Origin of the sequence: Halomonas sp. G15 (assembly GCF_021282295.1) — a bacterium.
GTDB classification, from domain to species: Bacteria; Pseudomonadota; Gammaproteobacteria; order Pseudomonadales; family Halomonadaceae; genus Halomonas; species Halomonas alimentaria.
Map to the genome: position 1 here is coordinate 1 of NZ_JAJSPA010000014.1, position 16,164 is coordinate 16,164.

General features: G+C 69.1%; 19 protein-coding genes. 6 read left to right on the plus strand and 13 right to left on the minus strand.

Features of this window, described 5'->3' with window-relative positions:
- The first annotated feature begins 212 nt into the window (after window positions 1–212).
- Window positions 213–578, plus strand: coding sequence for a dihydroneopterin aldolase (folB, locus tag LWH48_RS08450; RefSeq protein ID WP_232912231.1), 366 nt, complete (start codon window positions 213–215; stop codon window positions 576–578).
- Window positions 578–1,096, plus strand: coding sequence for a 2-amino-4-hydroxy-6-hydroxymethyldihydropteridine diphosphokinase (folK, locus tag LWH48_RS08455; protein WP_232912232.1), 519 nt, complete (start codon window positions 578–580; stop codon window positions 1,094–1,096). The genes folB and folK overlap by 1 nt, the downstream gene beginning before the upstream one ends.
- A 93-nt stretch (window positions 1,097–1,189) precedes the next feature.
- Here folK and LWH48_RS08460 read toward each other — a convergent pair whose 3' ends face one another.
- The 8 genes from LWH48_RS08460 to LWH48_RS08495 all read right to left on the minus strand — a co-directional run bounded on the left by LWH48_RS08460 (window position 1,190) and on the right by LWH48_RS08495 (window position 9,145).
- Entirely contained in the window at window positions 1,190–2,326 is a 1,137-nt protein-coding gene (locus LWH48_RS08460) for a polynucleotide adenylyltransferase (RefSeq protein ID WP_232912233.1), read from the minus strand.
- A gap of 8 nt (window positions 2,327–2,334) precedes the next feature.
- Window positions 2,335–2,655, minus strand: a complete 321-nt coding sequence (gene glpE, locus LWH48_RS08465; protein ID WP_232912234.1) for a thiosulfate sulfurtransferase GlpE — start codon at window positions 2,653–2,655, stop codon at window positions 2,335–2,337.
- A 48-nt stretch (window positions 2,656–2,703) separates the two neighbouring features.
- Window positions 2,704–3,525, minus strand: coding sequence for a symmetrical bis(5'-nucleosyl)-tetraphosphatase (locus tag LWH48_RS08470; RefSeq protein WP_232912235.1), 822 nt, complete (start codon window positions 3,523–3,525; stop codon window positions 2,704–2,706).
- Window positions 3,526–3,566: 41 nt separating this feature from the next.
- Window positions 3,567–3,980 (minus strand): Co2+/Mg2+ efflux protein ApaG, encoded by a 414-nt coding sequence (apaG, locus tag LWH48_RS08475; RefSeq protein ID WP_232912236.1) that lies wholly within the window; start codon window positions 3,978–3,980, stop codon window positions 3,567–3,569.
- Window positions 3,977–4,795, minus strand: a complete 819-nt coding sequence (rsmA, locus tag LWH48_RS08480; protein ID WP_232912237.1) for a 16S rRNA (adenine(1518)-N(6)/adenine(1519)-N(6))-dimethyltransferase RsmA — start codon at window positions 4,793–4,795, stop codon at window positions 3,977–3,979. The genes apaG and rsmA overlap by 4 nt, the downstream gene beginning before the upstream one ends.
- A gap of 137 nt (window positions 4,796–4,932) precedes the next feature.
- A complete protein-coding gene (gene pdxA / locus LWH48_RS08485; RefSeq protein ID WP_232912238.1) occupies window positions 4,933–6,006 on the minus strand; it encodes a 4-hydroxythreonine-4-phosphate dehydrogenase PdxA in 1,074 nt (357 codons plus the stop codon).
- Window positions 6,006–6,659: a SurA N-terminal domain-containing protein gene (locus LWH48_RS08490; protein ID WP_232912239.1), complete on the minus strand. Its 654-nt coding sequence runs from the start codon at window positions 6,657–6,659 to the stop codon at window positions 6,006–6,008. The genes pdxA and LWH48_RS08490 overlap by 1 nt, the downstream gene beginning before the upstream one ends.
- Before the next feature lie 44 nt (window positions 6,660–6,703).
- Entirely contained in the window at window positions 6,704–9,145 is a 2,442-nt protein-coding gene (locus LWH48_RS08495; RefSeq protein ID WP_232912240.1) for an LPS-assembly protein LptD, read from the minus strand.
- A gap of 142 nt (window positions 9,146–9,287) precedes the next feature.
- Between LWH48_RS08495 and LWH48_RS08500 the strand changes: the two genes are divergently transcribed.
- The 3 genes from LWH48_RS08500 (at window position 9,288) to LWH48_RS08510 (ending at window position 11,607) form a co-directional block, all read left to right on the plus strand.
- Window positions 9,288–10,310, plus strand: coding sequence for an aminoglycoside phosphotransferase family protein (locus LWH48_RS08500; RefSeq protein WP_232912241.1), 1,023 nt, complete (start codon window positions 9,288–9,290; stop codon window positions 10,308–10,310).
- On the plus strand, window positions 10,307–10,972 hold the full coding sequence (gene murU / locus LWH48_RS08505) for an N-acetylmuramate alpha-1-phosphate uridylyltransferase MurU (protein ID WP_232912242.1): 666 nt from the start codon (window positions 10,307–10,309) through the stop codon (window positions 10,970–10,972). Before LWH48_RS08500 ends, murU begins: the two co-directional genes overlap by 4 nt.
- A gap of 215 nt (window positions 10,973–11,187) precedes the next feature.
- Window positions 11,188–11,607 (plus strand): OsmC family protein, encoded by a 420-nt coding sequence (locus LWH48_RS08510; RefSeq protein ID WP_161431286.1) that lies wholly within the window; start codon window positions 11,188–11,190, stop codon window positions 11,605–11,607.
- 117 nt (window positions 11,608–11,724) lie between these two features.
- Here LWH48_RS08510 and LWH48_RS08515 read toward each other — a convergent pair whose 3' ends face one another.
- From LWH48_RS08515 to phaR, 5 genes are all read right to left on the minus strand, one after another.
- The gene (locus LWH48_RS08515; protein ID WP_213312863.1) at window positions 11,725–12,066 is read right to left on the minus strand and encodes a histidine triad nucleotide-binding protein; all 342 of its coding nucleotides are present in this window, start codon (window positions 12,064–12,066) and stop codon (window positions 11,725–11,727) included.
- 35 nt (window positions 12,067–12,101) lie between these two features.
- Window positions 12,102–12,974 carry a phosphoribulokinase gene (locus LWH48_RS08520; RefSeq protein ID WP_161431284.1) on the minus strand — a complete coding sequence of 291 codons (873 nt, stop codon included), beginning with the start codon at window positions 12,972–12,974 and terminating at the stop codon, window positions 12,102–12,104.
- On the minus strand, window positions 12,974–13,414 hold the full coding sequence (locus LWH48_RS08525; RefSeq protein ID WP_161431283.1) for an acyl-CoA thioesterase: 441 nt from the start codon (window positions 13,412–13,414) through the stop codon (window positions 12,974–12,976). Before LWH48_RS08525 ends, LWH48_RS08520 begins: the two co-directional genes overlap by 1 nt.
- A 58-nt stretch (window positions 13,415–13,472) precedes the next feature.
- Window positions 13,473–14,765 (minus strand): phosphoribosylamine--glycine ligase, encoded by a 1,293-nt coding sequence (gene purD, locus LWH48_RS08530; RefSeq protein WP_161431282.1) that lies wholly within the window; start codon window positions 14,763–14,765, stop codon window positions 13,473–13,475.
- 96 nt (window positions 14,766–14,861) lie between these two features.
- Window positions 14,862–15,332 carry a polyhydroxyalkanoate synthesis repressor PhaR gene (gene phaR, locus LWH48_RS08535; RefSeq protein ID WP_161431281.1) on the minus strand — a complete coding sequence of 157 codons (471 nt, stop codon included), beginning with the start codon at window positions 15,330–15,332 and terminating at the stop codon, window positions 14,862–14,864.
- A gap of 117 nt (window positions 15,333–15,449) precedes the next feature.
- Here phaR and LWH48_RS08540 point away from each other — a divergent pair, with 117 nt between their 5' ends.
- Entirely contained in the window at window positions 15,450–16,163 is a 714-nt protein-coding gene (locus tag LWH48_RS08540) for a 16S rRNA (uracil(1498)-N(3))-methyltransferase (RefSeq protein WP_161431280.1), read from the plus strand.
- Window position 16,164 lies beyond the last annotated feature (1 nt).

The following is a 16,164-nucleotide window of genomic DNA, read 5'->3' on the forward strand; positions in this document are numbered from 1 at the left end:
GTGTGCAGTCGTACCTACCGACCATCGTGCCTCGTGCTTGCAAACGGGGAGGACTCCATATACGCCCAGGGAGGGGTTCACAGCGCCTCCTCGAAGGCTTGTCGCCAGATCAGCCCCGAGCGACAAGCTATCTGCGATAGCGCTGGGTGTTCCGCACGCCGCGGCTCGCGTACAATCTCGCCCCATTCCCTCCATCCGCCCGGAACCCAGCCATGGATCTAGTGCTGATCGAGTCCCTCGCCGTCGACACCGTGATCGGGGTCTATGACTGGGAGCGCACCATCACCCAGCGCCTGGTGCTCGACCTGGAGCTGGCCACCGATATCCGCCCCGCAGCGGAGCATGACGACATCGCCCGGACCCTCGACTATGCGGCGATCAGCGAGCGTATCCAGGCCTTCGCCGCCGCGCATGACTTTGCCCTGGTAGAGACCTTTGCCGAGCGCCTGGCCGAGGCCCTGCGCGGCGAGTTCGGCATTGCCTGGTTGCGCCTGACGGTGCGCAAGCCGGGGGCCGTGGCGGCCGCGGCCGCGGTGGGCGTGCGTATCGAGCGCGGCACTCGCCCGGGAGCGGTGTGATGGCCCTGGTCACGGTCAGCATCGGCAGCAACATCGAGCGCGAGCACCACGTGCGCGTCTGCCTGGACGCCCTGGCGGCCTCCTTCGAGGGGCTGCGGGTCTCGCGGGTATTCGAGAGCGAGCCGGTGGGTTTCGAGGATGGGCGCAACTTCTACAACCTGGTGGCGGCCTTCGAGAGCGATGCCTCGGTGGGTGAACTGCAAGCCTGGTGCAAGCGCCTCGAGTTCGCCAACGGCCGGCGCGAGGGCAGCCCCAAGTTCAGCCCCCGCACCCTGGATGTCGACCTGCTGACCGTGGGCGAGCTCACCGGCGAGCATGACGGCGTCAGCCTGCCGCGGGGCGAGATCACCCACCACGCCTTCGTGCTCCAGCCCCTGGCCGAGCTGCTGCCCGAGGCGCGCCTGCCCGGGAGCGGCGAGACCTATGCGGCCCTGTGGCGCCGCTTCGAGGCGGGCGACCAGCGGCTCTGGCCGGTGGCCTTCAGCTGGGCCGAGCGCGAGATCTCACATCCCGACTGACGCGCCACTCCACCCCAAACCTTTGCTATCGCAGATGGAAACACCGCTCAAGGCTTTCCCGGCGCCTTTCGCTATCAAGGTCGAAATCCCGTTCTATCCCAGCGCCGCATCAATCGCCTCGCGGCGCCGCCGGGCGAGCTCCACGCCCAGCTCACGCCCCTTGAACCCCTCCTCCACCAATGACTTCGGCAGGACCTGGGCGGCAAGCCGCCAGGCCACGGCCAGCTCCTCGGCCAGCGCCGGCGCCTCCAGGCTCACCAGGCTGATCAGCGGCACTACCCGTTCGCTGCGCCGCCAGGCATCGATGGCATCCAGCCAGGCCAGCAGCCGCGCCCCGTCCGGGGGCGCGTGGCGGGCGTCCGCCACCAGCGCACGGGTCTGCGCTACCTGCCGGGCCAGCTCGATGTAGACCCTGGGCTGGCGCAGGCGCTCGGCCAGCTCGCGCCGTGCCGCTTCGTCCAGGTGCTCCACCAGCCGCGCCCAGCGCCAGCGGGCCAGCGCCTCGCCCTCCCCCTCCTCGGGCAGCCGATGCAGCCGGCCCAGTGCCTCGTCCAGAGCCTCCCGGTCGGCGGCCAACACCGGCATCAGCACGGCCAGGGCGCCACAGTCGTCGAGCGCCTGGAAATAGACCTCGGGCCAGGGCTCTGCCAGGGCCTTCTCGGTCTCGACCCAGACCCGCTCGGCCACCAGGTGGGCGATCTCGCCGCTCTCTACCAGCTCGCGCATCAGCGCCCGGGTCGCCTCGGCGATGGTGAAGCCGAGACCCGCGTAGCGAGCCAGGAAGCGCGCGGTGCGCAGTACCCTCAGGGGGTCCTCGATGAAGGCCGGCGACACATGGCGCAGCACCCGCGCCTCCAGATCGACCAGCCCGCCATAGGGATCGACCAGCTCGCCCTGAGGAGTCTCGGCCATGGCGTTGATGGTCAGGTCGCGGCGCGCCAGGTCCTCCTCCAGGGTCACCTCGGGACTGGCGTGGACCACGAAACCGGTATAGCCGTGGCCCGCCTTGCGCTCGGTACGTGCCAGGGCGTACTCCTCGTGGGTCTCGGGGTGGAGGAAGACCGGGAAGTCACGTCCCACGGGGCGGAAGCCACGGCGACGCAGCGCCTCCGGGGTGGCCCCCACCACCACCCAGTCGGTGTCGGTGACCGGCCAGCCGAGGCGGGCATCACGTACCGCACCGCCCACCCGATAGACCGAGAGTCCGCGTACGGCCGGGTCGTCCGTCATCGCCACACTCAGGCCTCCACCCGGTCGGGGTGGCGCAGCTGCCAATCGGTGAAGCCGCCGTCGAGGCTGTAGACGGCCGCGAACCCCTGGCCGGCCAGCCAGGCGGCGGCCTGCTGGCTGGAGTGGCCGTGGTAGCAGACCACCACCACCGGGCGCTCGACGGGGGTCGTCTCGATAAAGTCGCCCACCGTGTCGTTATCGAGCCGCCGGCTGCCGGGAATATGTCCCTGGGCGAAGCTCAGGGCGTCGCGAATATCCACCAGCGCGGCGTCGCGACCCTCGTCGAGCCAGGTCATGAGGGTGGCAATATCGAGATGCTGGAAGCTCATGGAGGCGCCTCGTGTCAGGAAGTGATCGGAAGGAAAGGATAGCCGTGTTCAACGCCGCCGGCTGGGCACGCTGGTACGCTCGCCGCTGACCAGATCCAGGGCCGTCAGGGAACCTCCCCACACGCAACCGGTATCCAGCGCCCAGGCGTTGACCCGACTGCCGGGGGTCTCGCCCTGCAAGGCCGCCCAGTGGCCGAAGATCAGCCGAACATCGTCGCCGCGGGGAAAGCGGAACCAGGGTTCGAAGCCCGCCGGGGCGCTGTCGAGCCCCTCCTTGGCGGCAAAGTCCAGCCGCCCCTGGGCGTCGATGAAGCGCATGCGGGTCAGGACGTTGACGATGGCGCGCAGACGGTCGATGCCATCCAGGTCATCGCGCCACTGGTCCGGTGCATTGCCGTACATGCGCTCGAGGAAGGCGCCGCCGCGCTCGTCGCGCAACACCGCTTCTACCTCCGCGGCCAGCGTCGCGGCCAGCTCCGGCGACCACTGGGGCAGCAGCCCGGCATGGGTCATCAGGGTATCCTCGCCGCCAAGTGTCTCGCGCACCAGCAACGGACGCGACTGCAGCCAGTCGAGCAGTCGCTCGCGATCGGGAGCGGCGAGGATGGCGTCCAGGGTGTCCTTGCGATTGAGCGCAGCGCCGCCCCGCGCCACCGCCAGCAGGTGCAGGTCATGGTTGCCAAGCACCGTCAGGGCGGCGTCGCCCAGCGCCTCGACCTCTCGCAGGCAGTCGAGCGACCCGGGGCCGCGGTTGACCAGGTCGCCGGCCAGCCACAGCCGGTCATTCCGCGGGTCGAAGTCCAGGGTCTCGAGCAGTTCGACGAACTCGGCATGGCAGCCCTGGAGGTCGCCGATGGCATAGGTGGTCATGGGCTCTCCCGGTATTCGGTTGGGGCTCGAGTGCAGTGGATTCAGTGGACCTGGTTGGGGCAGGCCAGGCGAAAGGGTGCGATGGGCACCTCGAAGGGGCGCTGGGTGGCGGTATCCACGCAGGTGTAGTCGCCCTGCATCACCCCCACCGGTCCATCGAGGATCGCCCGGCTGGTGTAGCGGAAGTGCTGGCCGGGGCCGATCACCGGCTGCTGCCCCACCACCCCCTTGCCGCGCACGTCCTGTACCTTGCCGCTGCCCTGGGTGATGGTCCAGTGGCGGGCCATCAGCTGGACACTGTGGCGTGAGGCGTTGTGCACGGTGACCGTGTAGCTGAACACGTAGCGCCCCTCGCCGGGGGCAGACTCGTCGGCACGAAACTCCGGCTGGACCTCGACGCTCACGCCTCGCGATTCATCCATGGGGGCGTCTCCGCTGGCGACTCGATCGCTCATGGGCGTGCCTCCCCTGTCGTCTGGGCCAGGTGGTCGGCGATACGCACGAACTCCTCCACGGAGAGTGTCTGGGGGCGCCGGCCGGGGTCGATGTCGAGTGCCTCGAGTTCGGCGGCGGTAATGCGCCCCTTGAGGTTGTTACGCAGGGTCTTGCGGCGCTGACCGAAGGCCTCCTTGACGATCGCCGCCAGCAGCGCCACGTCGCGTGCCGGATGGGGCAGCTCGGCATGGGGGGTGAGCCGCACGATAGCGGAGTCCACCTTGGGCCGCGGCACGAAGGCCTCCGGCGGCACCACGAACAGCGACTCCACCCGGCAGCGGTACTGGGCCATCACCGAGAGGCGCCCCCAGTCGGCGCCGCCCGGCTCGGCGGCCAGGCGCTCCACCACCTCCTTCTGCAGCATGAAGTGCATGTCGGCGACGGCATCGCCGGCCTGGAGCAGGTGGGCGATCAGCGGGGTGGAGATGTTGTAGGGCAGGTTGCCGACGACACGCAGCGGCTCCCCCTCGCCGCGCAGGGCGCGGAAGTCGACCTTGAGCGCATCGCCCTCGTGGATCACGAAGTCGGGATAGTTGAAGAACTGCACGCGCAGCCCGGGAATCAGGTCGCGGTCGAGCTCGATCACTTCCAGGCGACCGCCAGCGGCCTCCAGCAGCGGCTCGGTGAGCGCCCCCTGGCCGGGGCCGATCTCCACGATCCGCTCGCCGGGGCGCGGCCCGATGGCCCGCACGATGCGGGAGATGATGCCGCGGTCACGCAGGAAATTCTGGCCGAAGCGCTTGCGGGCCCGGTGGACCGGGGGGCGAGATGCCATTCAGGGGTGTCCTTCTGTCGCTGGAAGTCTGGAATTCTTTGCTGAACCGGAGCTGTTCCGGCGGCAGGCTTACGAGCAGGCGCTGTGAACCCCTCCCTGGGCGCTACCGACGCCGTCCATGGCGTAGGACCTGCTCTTCAGCCTGCCCCCGGCGCTCCTCCCGATAAACTAACGCCGCGGGCGGCCATCTGCGCGGCCAGCGCCACGGCGACCCTCAGGCTGCCGGGATCGGCGCGGCCCGTGCCGGCCAGGTCCAGGGCGGTGCCGTGATCCACCGAGGTTCGCACCAGCGGCAACCCCAGGGTGATATTGGCGGCGCGGCCGAAGCCCGCGTACTTGAGCACCGGCAGGCCCTGGTCATGGTACATGGCCAGCACCGCATCCACGCCTGCCAGGTGACGCGGGGTGAACAGGGTATCGGCGGGGAGCGGACCGTCGAGGGTCAGCCCCTCGTCCCGCAACGCCTCGAGGGTGGGTTCGATCACCTCGAGCTCCTCGCGGCCGAGGTGGCCGCCCTCGCCGGCGTGGGGGTTGAGCCCGCACACCGCGATACGCGGCGCATCCAGGCCGAACCAGCGGGTCAGGTCGGCAGCGAGGATGCGCAGCACCCGCGCCAGGCGCTCACGGGTGATGGCATCGGCCACCTCGCGCAGCGGCAGATGGGTAGTCGCCAGGGCCACCCGCAAGGCGGCACTCCCTATCCAGCCAGGCCGTTCGGCGTGCAGGGCGGCGTCGGTGGCGAGCATCATCACCACCTCCTCGACGCCGCAGGCGTCGCGCAGGTACTCGGTGTGGCCGGTGAACCCCGCATGCCCGGCGTCGAGGATCACGCCCTTGTGCAGCGGCGCGGTGACCATGCCCGCGGCCTGGCCCGCACGACAGGCGTGGATCGCCACGTCCAGGGTCTCGAGCACGTAGTCGGCATTGGTGACCTCGAGCACGCCGGGGCGCACCGGGGCACGCAGGGCCACCGGCCATACCGGCAGCCGTCCGGGGCGCGCCGCGGGCACCGCCTCGTCCGGGGCGAGCTCGACCAGCTCCACCGCCAGGCCGAGGGCGGCGGCGCGCTCGGCGAGCAGGCCGGGGTCACCCACCGCCACCGGGCGGGTGCCGGCCACGCCCTCGGCGGCCAGCATCAGCACGAGTTCGGGCCCGATGCCCGCGGGCTCACCGCTGGTCAGCGCCAGGACCGGCGCGGCGGGGGTCGCCATCAGCGCTCGTCGAGGCGGTTGTCGACGAAGGCCTGGGAACGGATCTCCTGCAACCAGGCGCCGAGCTCCTCGTTGGCCTTGCGCTGGAAGAGGGCCTGCTGGGCCTGCTCGCGGCCGACGCCTTCCTGCTCCATGAAGCGCTCCACCTCCCGCTCGGAGAGATTGACCCGACTGCCCACGCGACGCTGCTGCAGCTGGCGCAGGGTCAGCTCGCGGCGGATCTCCTCGCGCACGCCGGCCAGCGTCAGGCCGTCGGCCTCCAGGGTATCGGCGAACTGCTCCAGGCTCATGCCGTTGCGCTCGGCGATGCCACGCACTTGGCGGTTGAGGTCGGTGTCATCCACCGTGAGCCCGGCCTCATCCGCCATCTGCCACTGGATCTCCTCCAGGATCATCTGCTCCAGGACCTGCTCGCGCAGGGTCCCTGCGGGGGGCAGGTCCTGCTGCTGGGCGCCCATCTGGCTGCGCACCTGGGCGAGGCGATCCTCGAGCTGGCTCTGCATGATCGCCCCCTCGTTGACCACCGCCACGATACGGTCCAGCGCCTGGCGCTGGGTAGAAGGCGGCTCCTGGGCCTGGGTGACGGGCACGGTGGCGAGGCCCAGGGCCATGGCCAGGCCGGCGGCCAGGAAGGGGGTGCGGCGACTGCGCATGCTGTGCTGTCCTTTCATCATTCCTCTCTAACGGGCCATCCGGCTCAGAAGGCGGTGCTGCGGTAGCCGGGGATGGCCTCCTCGAAGTAGCTGTCGGCCTCGCGGCCCACGCCGCCGAGCCCCTTGAACACGAAGCGCAGGAAGACCCCGCGATCGGTGAAGTCATCGTCCGGATTTCCGGTGTCGTTGTCGTCGATCCACTCGCGCCACACCAGCTGCACACCATAGCAACAGTCGTTCCACTGCACCCCGGCGAGCTGCTCCAGGGCCTGGTCGTTGGTGTTGTCGTAGAGCAGGCGACCGATCAGGTCGACGCGCCGGCCGGCCTTCCAGGCGAAGGAGGCGTCGTACTCCTCGCGATCGTAAGTGCGAAAGTCGTCGTCGAACTGATCCAGCGAGGGATCGAACCCTTCGAGCTCCCAGCGGTAGCCGAGGTTCAACGCGTGCCCCCTGGGCGAGCGGTACTGCAGGTCGACCCCGGCGCGCTCGGTACGCTCCAGGTCGTCGTCATACAGCCACTGCCAGCGGGTGCGCCAGCGCTGGGTGACCTGCCAGTCGGCGTTGGCGACCAGCGGCGAGCGATCGCGGGTGGCGCGATAGTAATCCGCGCCGTTGGTCGGCAACTCGTCGGGGTTGCCATCCATATCGATGCTGCGGTCCTCGAAGTAGAGCGCCTGACCCAGCCCCAGGGAGAGCCGCTGGCGGCCGCTGTCGTCATCCAGGAACCGCGACCCGAGGCCCAGGGAGAGGCGGTTGAGGTCCCCCACCCGGTCGCTGCCCGAGAAGCGGTGCGGCGACCACAGCTGGCTCCAAGAGAAGGCGCGCTCGCTGGTATCGAAGTCGGGGAAGTCGCTCTGGTCGCGGGCCGGCACATAGGCGTAGTTGGCGCGGGGCTCCAGGGTCTGGCGGTAATCCCGTCCTCCCAGGTCGAGCTCGCGCTCGAACACCAGGCCAGCGTCCACGGAGGTGACCGGCACGCTGCGGGTCAATGAGGTGTCGCGGTCGATGTCGCGCTCGCCGTAGTCCAGCGCGTAGGCGGTGCCGAGCCACTCCAGGCGCGGTTCCAGGTGACCCCAGCTTTCGTCGAAGCGCCAGCCCACGGCCGGCGCAAGATGCAGCCGCGAGCCGGTGGCCGATTCACGATCAAAGCGCGGGTTATTCGGCAGCTCTGTCTCGTCGATATCGCGCCAGAAGTAACTGTAGTTGCTCTGCCACTGCTGGTAGAAGCCGCTTTCCTGTCTCCAGCGGGCGGCGGCGCTCAAGCTGGGCAGGCGGTAGAAGGGCTTGTCCCTCTCCAGCAACGGGTCATCGAGCTTCTGGAACCCCTGGGCGCGGGCATCGAGGCGCCAGGTGTCGCCGCGATAGTCGATCTGGGCCAGGCGCGACATGGACGAGGTGTTCTGCTCGGCGAAGTCGCTGCCGAAGTCGTCGAAGTAACGGCCGTCGCTGGCCGCCCCGTAGCGCAGCTGGTAGCGGCTGCGCGGGCTCAGGGTGCCGGCGTGGCGATAGTCGAGGTACCAGCGCTCCTCGCCCTCGAAGCGGCGCGCTGCATCGTTGGGGTTGTCGCTGTCACCGCCATCGTCGCTGTCGAGCCAGGCGCCCTCGATCTGCCCGGCCGACTCGGCGAACAGGTAACGGTACTGGCCGCCCAGCAGCAGGCCACGATCGCTGATCCAGCGCGGCGTGATGGTGGCGTCCTGGTCGGGGGCGATGTTCCAGTAGAAGGGCTGGGCGTAGTCCAGCGAGTCGGTGGAGAAGCCCACCGCCGGCCACAGGAAGCCGGTATGACGGCGGTCGTCGATGGGGAAGCGCACCCAGGGCCAGTAGAAGACCGGCACGTCCTTGACCTCCAGCCGGGCATGGCGGGCGGTGCCGAAGCCACTCTCGCGATCGAGCATCACATCGCCGCCGACCAGTTGCCACAGGTTGTCACCCGGATCGCAGGTGGTGAAGCTCGCCGAGGAGAGCCGGTAGCGGCCGTCCTCCAGGCGCGCCAGGCGCTGGGCATCGCCGCGCAGGTGGCGGTCGTGGATGACGTAGTGCGCCTCGTCGACACTGGCGGCGTCGTTGACCAGCGAGAGTTCAGCGGCGCTGCCGCGCACCAGCAACCCCTGGTCGCGCAGGGCCAGAGGACCCTCGGCGAAGGCACGTTCCCGGTTTGATGGCACCCGCACCTGAGGGGTCTCGAGCTGGGCGTTGTCGCGGCGCAACACCACCTCGCCGCGCAGCAGGGTCTCGCCATCCTCGCCGTAGCTGGCACTCGCCGACTCGCTGGCCACCTTGCCCGGCTCGGGGGGCGGCAGGCGGTAGTCGGGCATCACGTAGACGCCGCGGCACAGGGAAGCTCCCGGGCTCTCGCTGCCCCAGGGGCGGAAGTCGAGTTGCTCGGCAGGCAGGGGCTCCGGCGGGGCCGCCAGCAGCGGGCCGCTGCCAAGACCCGCGGCCACCAGGCCTGCAAGGGCCGTCCATGAGAGTCGCTTGCCCATGTTGGTCGATGTCCTTGGCGAGGTGAAACGCTATTATACAGGCCGCCGTCGGCCTGTCCTGCCGGCGGTGACGGCGCAGCGCCCAGCATGCGGCGCGCGCCCACGACCGTCAACCGGACACCCCGACCCAGGAGCCTCCTCCATGACCGACGCCGCCCTCGACGCCTCGCGCCGCGAACGGCTCGCCCGCTGGGCCGCCGAGCGCCATGCCCTGGCGCCCGACGCCCTCGACCTGCGCCTGGCCGCCGGCGACGCCAGCTTCCGCCGCTACTTCCGCCTGGTCCTGCCTGACGAGACCACCCGCATCCTGATGGATGCCCCGCCCGAGCAGGAAGACAGCCACCCCTTCGTGGCCATCGCCCGCCGCTGGGAGGCCGCTGGGCTGCCGGTGCCGCACCTCCATGCGGTCGACCTGGAGGCGGGGTTCATCGAACTGGAGGACCTCGGAGACACTCCCCTGCAGCGCTGCTTCGGCGATGAGGAGGAGGTGCGGGCCTGGCACGAGCAGGCCATCGCACTGCTCCACGAGCTGCAGAACCGCGCCGGCCCCGACGACCTGCCGCGCTTCGATGCCGACCTGCTCGAGCGTGAACTGGCGCTCTTCCCGGAATGGTGCCTGGGCGAATGGCTGGGGCTGGAAACGCCGCCGGGCTGGGCAGCCCTTCGCCAGGCCCTGGTGGCGCAGGCGCTGGCCCAGCCGATGGTCACGGTGCACCGCGACTTCGACGCCATGAACCTGATGGTGCGAGACGATTCGCTGGTGCTGATCGACTTCCAGGACGCGGTGGCAGGCCCCATCAGCTACGACCTCATCTCGCTGCTGCGCGGTCGCTACTGCCGCTTCGACGCCGAGCGGTTCGCCGCCTGGGTCGAGGCCTTCCGCCGCTGCGCCGTGGCCGACGGCCGCCTCCCCTCGAGCACCACCGAGGCCAACTTCCTGGCCCAGGCCAACGCCATGGCCGCCCAGCGCTCGCTCAAGGTGCTGGGCATCTTCTGCCGCCTGACCCTGCGCGACCACAAGACGGGCTACCTCGAGCGCCTGCCCCACTTCCTCGCTCACCTCGAGGAGAGCCTGGCCGGCGTAGAGGGGCATGACGACTTCAAGGCCTGGCTGGCCGACGCCTTCCGCCCGGCCCTGGCCGCCAGGCTGGAGGCGTCCACATGAAGGCGATGATCCTCGCCGCGGGGCTCGGCACCCGCATGCGCCCGCTCACCGACCACTGCCCCAAGCCGCTGCTGCCGGTGGCTGGCCGGCCGCTGATCGTCCACCACCTCGAACGCCTGCGCGAGGCGGGCATCACCGAGATCGTGATCAATGTCAGCTACCGTGCCGAGCAGATCATCGAGGCACTGGGTGACGGCGGCGATCATGGGGTGCGCATCGCCTGGAGCCGCGAGGAGGCGCCGCTGGAGACCGGGGGGGGCATCCAGCGGGCGCTGGGGCTGCTCGGTCGCGCCCCCTTCCTGCTGGTCAACGGCGACGTCTGGTGCGATCTCGACCCGAGCACCCTGCCCGCGCTGGATAGCGGCGATCTGGCGCGGCTGGTGCTGGTGGACAACCCCGACCACCACCCGGCGGGCGATTTCCACCTCGACGCCACCGGCCGCGTCCTCGCCGAGGGCAAGCCGCGGCTCACCTACGCCGGCATCGGCCTGCTCGACCCGGCGCTGGTGGCCGGCGAATCTCCGGGCGCCTTCGCCCTGGCGCCGCTGCTGCGTCGCGCCATGGCCGAGGGGCGCGTGGCCGGGCACCACCACCGCGGCCGCTGGGTGGACGTGGGTACACCGGAGAGGCTGGCCGAACTCGACCGGCGCCTGCGGGACTGAACCGAAGGCTGTGAGCGGGTGGCAGGATTGCTCGAGGCTGTTCCGGGGACAGGCCTTCGAGGGGGCGCTACGAGTACTTCCCTGTAGGCTACCTCGGCCATCCCTGGTCCTCGGACCCCCTCTCCGACCTGTCCCCAGCGCCTCTCGCTATGGGCAGCTGCGATCCACCTGTATGCTGGCCACCCTTAACCGACAATCGAAAAGGAACCCTTGCCATGAAAGCCACAGTCAAATGGACCGACGGCCGCCAGTTCGTTGCCGAATCGGGCAGCGGCCACAGCGTGGTCATCGATGGCCCGCCCGACCATGGCGGCCGCAACACCGGCCCCCGCCCCATGGAGCTGCTGCTCATGGGCATGGGGGCTTGCACCTCCTTCGATATCCTCAATATCCTCGAGAAGGCCCGCGCCGACGTCAGTGACTGCGTGGCGAGCATCGAGGCCGAGCGCGCCGACGCCACCCCCAGCGTGTTCACGAAGATCCATGTCCACTTCACCGTCACCGGCCGTGGGCTCAAGGAGAAGCAGGTCGCGCGCGCCGTGGAGCTCTCCGCCGAGAAGTACTGTAGCGCCTCGATCATGCTGGTCAAGGGCGGGGTCGAGGTGACCCACTCCTACACCATCGTCGAGGAGTGAACGGCAGCAGCCCCATGACACAACGGCGCCACCCCAGAGGGTGGCGCCGTTTGCGTGTGAGGATGCACCTGATGCGCCGAACACCGAAGATCGCGCGGTTGCCCGCAGGAACGCCGACTACCCAGCCGGCCAGGTAAAGCGACGGCCGCCCATCAGGTGCATGTGAATATGATAGACCGTCTGGCCGCCCTGGTCATTGCAGTTCATCACCACCCGGTAACCCTCCTCGGCGAAGCCTCGCTCCTTCGCTAGACGCGCGGCGGTGAACTGCAGGCGCCCCGCCAACGCCAGGTCGCCCTCCTCGAGGTCATTGAGGGTGGCGATATGCTTCCTGGGGATGATCAGCAGGTGGGTAGGCGCCTGGGGATTGATGTCCTCGAAGGCCACCACCTGGTCATCCTCGAAGACGATCTCGGCGGGAATCTCGCGGTTGATGATCTTGCAGAACAGGCACTCCATCTCTCGGGCCTCCTCACTCGTCGGGTTGATCGCGCTCAGCGGAATCGCCGCTGGGCCAGCAGGTGGCGCACCAGCGGCCCCAGGATCAGCTCCATGGCCAGGGAGACTCGCGCTCCGGGCACCACCAGGGTGTGGGGGCGGCTCATGAAGGCATCCTGGATCATCGCCAGCAGGTAGGGAAAATCCACCGTGGCCGGTTCCCGGAAGCGGATCACCGCGAAGGACTCGGCGTCGGTAGGAATGTCCTGCACCTCGAAGGGATTGGAGGTGTCCACCGTGGGCACCCGCTGGAAGTTGATATGGGTGCGCGAGAACTGCGGCTGGATATAGCGTACATAGTCGTCCATGCGCCCCAGGATGGTATCGATCACCGCCTCCTGGGAGTAACCGCGCAGCTTGGTGTCGCGGTCGATCTTCTGGATCCACTCGAGGTTCATGGTCGGTGCCACGCCCACCAGCAGATCGACATGACGGGCGATGTCGTGCTCGGGGGTGACCAGGCCTCCGTGCAACCCCTCGTAGAACAGCAGGTCGGTGCCATAGGGCAATGGCTGCCACTCGGTGAAGGTGCCGATGCGGTAGCCGGACTCGATCATCTGCTTGTCTTCGGCGTGGATGTAGTGGCGATAGGTGCCACTGCCGCTCTCGCCATACTCCTGGAACAGGGTCTCGAGCTCCTCGAGCAGGTTGGCCTCCACGGCGAAGTGGGAGAGCTCATCCTTGCGCTCCGGCTCCTCGCGAAAGATCCGCGAAAGCTCCTCACGGGTGTAGCGATGGAAGGCATCACCGTCAACGAAGGCGGCGTGTACGTCCTCACGGGAAAACATGCGCTCGAAGGTGCGCTTCACGGTGGTGGTACCGGCTCCGGAAGAGCCGGTCACGGCGATGATCGGATATTCACGGGACATCAGGCCCCTCCCGCCCCGGAGATGGCCGCCTGCACGGTCTCGGGGACCGCCACCGGGCGGCCGCTCGCGGGATCCACCAGCAGCAGGTTGAGCCGCGCCGTGGCGACCGGGCGGCCACCCTCGGCGTGACACACCCGCTGGAAGACGGTGAGCGCCTTGCCCCGGGAAGGGGGGATCGCCGTCTCTACCACCAGGGCGTCGGGCCAGCGCGCCTCCGACTGGTACTGTACGGCCAGGTCGGCCACCACGCTGGGATAGCCTCCCAGGTCCCACTCGGTGAGCCCCAGCCCGGCCAGGGCCTGGATCCGAGCCTCGTGGAGCAGCGACACCAGGGCATCATGGCCCAGGTGGCGACCGTAGTTCATGTCGGTCACGCGCACCGTCAGTGGCTGGCGGTGGATGATGGCGGCCTCGGGAAAATCGAGCCTGACGCGCTCCATGCTTGCCTCCCATGTTGCTCTTGTTGTGACGCGAGGTGCCGTAGCTCAAGGGCGTGACTCAACCCTCGCCGCGCTCGCGGGCGATGGCGCGGTGGGCGATATCACGGCGACAGAAGGCGCCCTCCCAGCGGATGGCATCAACCCCGCGGTAGGCGTTCCCGGCGGCCGCCGAGACCCCCTCGCCCAGGGCGGTGACGCAGAGTACCCGACCGCCGGCGCTGACCAATTGGCCGTCCTGGTCGGCGGTGCCGGCATGGAACACCTTGCAGCCGGTGGCCTCGGCGGCCTCGATCCCCTCGATGACATCGCCCTTGCGGTAGCTGCCCGGGTAACCGCCGGCGGCGAGTACCACGCCTACTGCGGCGCGCGCGTCCCACTCGCAAGCGTGGCCGGCCAGCTCGCCCTGTGCCCCGGCCAGGCAGAGCTCGGCGAGGTCCGACTGCAGGCGCAGCATGATCGGCTGGGTCTCGGGGTCGCCGAAGCGGCAGTTGTATTCGATCACCTTGGGATTGCCCTCGGCATCGATCATCAGGCCGGCGTAGAGGAAGCCGGTATAGGGATGCCCCTCAGCGGCCATGCCCTGGACCGTGGGCAGGATCACCCGCTCCATGATGCGCTCATGTACCGTGGCGGTGACCACCGGCGCCGGCGAGTAGGCGCCCATGCCGCCGGTGTTGGGGCCGGTATCGCCCTCGCCCACCCGCTTGTGGTCCTGGCTGGTGGCCATGGGAAGCACGGTCTCGCCATCCACCATGACGATGAAGCTGGCCTCCTCACCGTCGAGGAACTCCTCGATCACCACCCGGGCGCCGGCATCGCCGAAGGCGTTGTCCTCGAGCATGTCGCGCACCGCCGCCTCTGCCTCCTCGAGGCTCATGGCGACGATGACGCCCTTGCCCGCGGCCAGACCGTCGGCCTTGATCACGATGGGCGCGCCTTGCTCACGCAGGTAGTCGAGAGCTGGCGCCACCGCGGTGAAGGTGCGATAGGCGGCGGTGGGGATGGCATGGCGGGCCAGGAAGTCCTTGGTAAAGGCCTTGGAGCCCTCTAGCTGGGCAGCGCCCGCGGTAGGCCCGAAGATCGCCAGGCCCGCCTCGCGGAAGCGATCCACTACGCCAGCCACCAGCGGCGCCTCGGGACCAACGATGGTGAGGTCGACGGCAGCGTCACGGGCGAAGACCAGCAGCCCCTCCAGATCATCCGCGGCGACGGCAACATTGGTCAGCCCGGGCTCCCGGGCGGTACCGGCATTGCCCGGCGCCACATAGGTCATCGCCACCTTCGGCGACTGGGCGACCTTCCAGGCCAGGGCGTGTTCGCGGCCACCGCCGCCGATGATCAGCACCTTCATCCTATTCCACCTTCATGCTGCTGGCCGACTGAGCGGCGTTGGAAATCGAGGCGGTATTATGTCAGAAAGTCGTGGCGCCTGCGTCGCGACAAGCGCTCACGCCTTGTCATCGTCGCCCTTGTCGCCCTTGCCACCGGCACCGGGTCCCTGGCCGATGGTCTGCTGCCAGAAGCGCATGTTCTCTTCGGCCATTTCGCGCATCAGGTCCATGGGCGAGTGGCGCAGGGCCTGCTGCCACTGATCCTGCATGCGCTGCTGCTGCTCCATCATCAGCTTGGTGCCCTGCTCCAGGTAGCGCGACAGGGGCAGCGGGTGGGCCATGTCGTATACCCGAATGAACTGGGCCAGCAGGTCGTTGGAAAACACCTGCGCATCGCCGTCAGCCTGCTCCTGCTCGATGATGATCGAGAGCAGGATGGTACGGGTCAGGTCCTCGCCGCTCTTGGCATCCTCGACGCGGAACGGCACTTCGTCGAGGATCAGCCCACGCAGGTCCTCGAGGGTCACATAGCGGCTCTGTTCGGTATCATAGAGCCTGCGGTTGGCATACTTGCGAATCACGCGCACGGCGCTGCTCCTCATTCAACGTGGGAGGGACGACTGCCCCTGTGGGACCATTGTGCACCGCGACACCCACCATGCAAGGTATAGCCATCTTTTGATTACCAACGCGGCGAGTCCCCGATGAACCTGATCCTGCTAGCCCCCGACGATATCGCGCATCAAGGCCTCGCCCGGGTGACCGATCCGCGACGCCTGCGCCACCTGCGCGAGGTACACCGCGCCGCCCCCGGGGACCGCCTGACCCTCGGCGTGGTCGGCGGAGGTATCGGCCGGGGCGAGCTGCTCACCCTCGACGAGCAGGAGGCGACCTTCGCGCTGGAAGCCCTCGACCAGGCCCCGCCGCCGGCACTGCCGGTGCACCTGGTGCTGGCGCTGCCGCGGCCACGCATGCTGGCGCGCAGCCTCGAACACGTCACCACCCTCGGGGTAAAGCGGATCACCCTGCTGCATACCCGGCGGGTGGAGAAGAGCTACTGGATGTCGCCGGAGCTCGACGCGGAGAAGATCCACCACCACCTGGTGCTGGGTCTGGAGCAGGCCCGGGACACCCGCCTGCCAGAGGTCACCCTGGAGAAGGGCTTTCGCCCCTTCGTGGAGGACCGTCTGCCCGACCTCCTGGAGGGGCGGCGCGGACTGCTGGCCCACCCCGGCATGCCCAATGACTGCCCGCGGGGGCTTAACGAGGAAACGCTGCTGCTGGTGGGTCCCGAGGGGGGCTTCATTCCCTGGGAGGTGGAGAAGCTGCTCGCCGCGGGCTGCGAAGGCATCCACCTGGGCCAACGCATCCTGCGGGTGGAGACCGCGGTCACCGCCCTGCTGGCGCGACTCTTCTAGC

Coding starts and splice junctions, on each gene's coding strand:
- folB (WP_232912231.1), top strand. CDS start 213: ATGGATCTAGTGCTGATCGAGTCCCTCGCCGTCGACACCGTGATCGGG.
- folK (WP_232912232.1), top strand. CDS start 578: ATGGCCCTGGTCACGGTCAGCATCGGCAGCAACATCGAGCGCGAGCAC.
- LWH48_RS08460 (WP_232912233.1), bottom strand. CDS start 2,326: ATGACGGACGACCCGGCCGTACGCGGACTCTCGGTCTATCGGGTGGGC.
- glpE (WP_232912234.1), bottom strand. CDS start 2,655: ATGAGCTTCCAGCATCTCGATATTGCCACCCTCATGACCTGGCTCGAC.
- LWH48_RS08470 (WP_232912235.1), bottom strand. CDS start 3,525: ATGACCACCTATGCCATCGGCGACCTCCAGGGCTGCCATGCCGAGTTC.
- apaG (WP_232912236.1), bottom strand. CDS start 3,980: ATGAGCGATCGAGTCGCCAGCGGAGACGCCCCCATGGATGAATCGCGA.
- rsmA (WP_232912237.1), bottom strand. CDS start 4,795: ATGGCATCTCGCCCCCCGGTCCACCGGGCCCGCAAGCGCTTCGGCCAG.
- pdxA (WP_232912238.1), bottom strand. CDS start 6,006: ATGGCGACCCCCGCCGCGCCGGTCCTGGCGCTGACCAGCGGTGAGCCC.
- LWH48_RS08490 (WP_232912239.1), bottom strand. CDS start 6,659: ATGCGCAGTCGCCGCACCCCCTTCCTGGCCGCCGGCCTGGCCATGGCC.
- LWH48_RS08495 (WP_232912240.1), bottom strand. CDS start 9,145: ATGGGCAAGCGACTCTCATGGACGGCCCTTGCAGGCCTGGTGGCCGCG.
- LWH48_RS08500 (WP_232912241.1), top strand. CDS start 9,288: ATGACCGACGCCGCCCTCGACGCCTCGCGCCGCGAACGGCTCGCCCGC.
- murU (WP_232912242.1), top strand. CDS start 10,307: ATGAAGGCGATGATCCTCGCCGCGGGGCTCGGCACCCGCATGCGCCCG.
- LWH48_RS08510 (WP_161431286.1), top strand. CDS start 11,188: ATGAAAGCCACAGTCAAATGGACCGACGGCCGCCAGTTCGTTGCCGAA.
- LWH48_RS08515 (WP_213312863.1), bottom strand. CDS start 12,066: ATGGAGTGCCTGTTCTGCAAGATCATCAACCGCGAGATTCCCGCCGAG.
- LWH48_RS08520 (WP_161431284.1), bottom strand. CDS start 12,974: ATGTCCCGTGAATATCCGATCATCGCCGTGACCGGCTCTTCCGGAGCC.
- LWH48_RS08525 (WP_161431283.1), bottom strand. CDS start 13,414: ATGGAGCGCGTCAGGCTCGATTTTCCCGAGGCCGCCATCATCCACCGC.
- purD (WP_161431282.1), bottom strand. CDS start 14,765: ATGAAGGTGCTGATCATCGGCGGCGGTGGCCGCGAACACGCCCTGGCC.
- LWH48_RS08540 (WP_161431280.1), top strand. CDS start 15,450: ATGAACCTGATCCTGCTAGCCCCCGACGATATCGCGCATCAAGGCCTC.